Genomic DNA, 1,645 nt, shown 5'->3' with positions numbered 1-1,645 from the left:
TTTTGTTCTATCTTACCATCTGTATCAACATGAGACAATTTATAGGTTGGTCCATCAAACGAACCGCTGCCAAATGCGGCACCTCCACCTAAAAACTTGGCAACATCCTGAGTTATTTTATTAATCTGATCTCCATTGATTGCATCATGCGATCCCTCAATAATTAAACCATCTGCAACATTATGCAAAGCAACTGCTCCGCTATCCTTTTTCCCCAAAGTCACACTATTATAATTAATGGTACTATTTTCATCCGAATTTTTATCGTAGAGAACCGCAAAAGAACTTGTAAGATCAACCTTTTTAGAAATATCATCCAAACTCTTATCAAGCTGGGCTTTATTAACGGCTTCATTGCCATTCTGCGCCGCTTTCACACCGGAAAGTGTCCGATCCTCGTTTTTATTGTTTGCAATACTGACTTCACTACCTTCTGCTGCCTTACCGATAGTAATATGCTTCGTCTTTTCATCTTGCTTAACAAGGCTATTCCCAGCGACTTGTTGTTTAACTTCCCGCAACTGTGAAAAATTAACTGCATCAGTATCTGCACTACCATTTGATACTCCTGTAATTTTTTTATTTCCAGCAGAAATACCAGAAGTGGTTATTTTCGGACCACCAGTAATGACTAAGCCCGTGGCATCGAAGGTATTTGTACCTGCCTTTAAGCTCGTTAATGTAACATCTTTGGCAAGATCGAATTTTACTTTATTATCATCCTTGCCTTTTGTAATCTGAAGGTTGCCACTTCCAGCAGATAAATCCACTGTATCTTTTATGCCAACAGCTTTAGCATTTGCACCACCAACAGAAAGATTCCAACCTTGATCTACGTACATTTGATCTACGTACATTTGTAAGGACTTAAGCTGCCCAACATTAACGGCATCAAACAGTTCAGTACCAGCTGCTACTCCTGTAATTTGGCGGGTTTTTCCTTGACTAACATCACCAACACTCAAAGCACCGAGCGTACTTTTCCATGCAAATCCTGTATCAGTTGCCGCTCCTTTAAGCAAAGGGCTAAAACCAACAATACCAGCAGCTATATTGGCAGAAGAATTGCTCCCTAGAGCAATACCATCTTCCACCGAAACTAAAGACTTGGCACCTATAGTGATAGCTCCCTTTCCCTGTGCTTTCGCAGAAGAACCCAAAGCAACGGTGTCTTCACTCATTGCATGTGCACCATAACCCACAGCAATCGCATTCCCTGCCGTAGCATGACTAAAAGGACCTATAGCAACAGCATGAAAACTTTCAGACTTAGTGCGAAAACCAATAGCGATCGAGTGGCTGCCTTTTGCAGCTGTACGACCGGTTGGGAAATAAAGCCCCCCATCAGGAACTCCCCCTGCAGTATCGCCACCTATTGCGATACTTTCATCGCCTTCAGCGAGCGCATAACGACCTATAGCAATACCGATATTGCCACTCGCCTCTGCATGATAACCAACAGCAACGGATTCTATACTTAGTACTGATGCATTAGTACCAATAGCAACATTCTCGCCTTGTGGTTTTATTTTTATCCCTTTACCAAGCACGACATTCGTTTCTTCCTTACGTTGCATCCCAGCACTACGTGTCAATCTCGTGATGGGATCATTTCGTGAGAAATCTGATACATTAATAATATCTG

The 1,645-nt window shown here is 42.0% G+C and carries 1 pseudogene; it reads right to left on the bottom strand.

From position 1 onward, the window contains the following. Positions 1-1,645 (bottom strand): annotated as a pseudogene (locus tag ACFIKO_RS09160) (hypothetical protein); the annotation flags it as partial.

The sequence above is a fragment of the Bartonella sp. TS82HLJMH genome (genome assembly GCF_042193495.1).
Classification (GTDB): Bacteria; Pseudomonadota; Alphaproteobacteria; order Rhizobiales; family Rhizobiaceae; genus Bartonella; species Bartonella grahamii.
The sequence above is the reverse complement of the archived record's forward strand: the minus strand, read 5'-3'. Positions and strand labels throughout refer to the sequence as shown.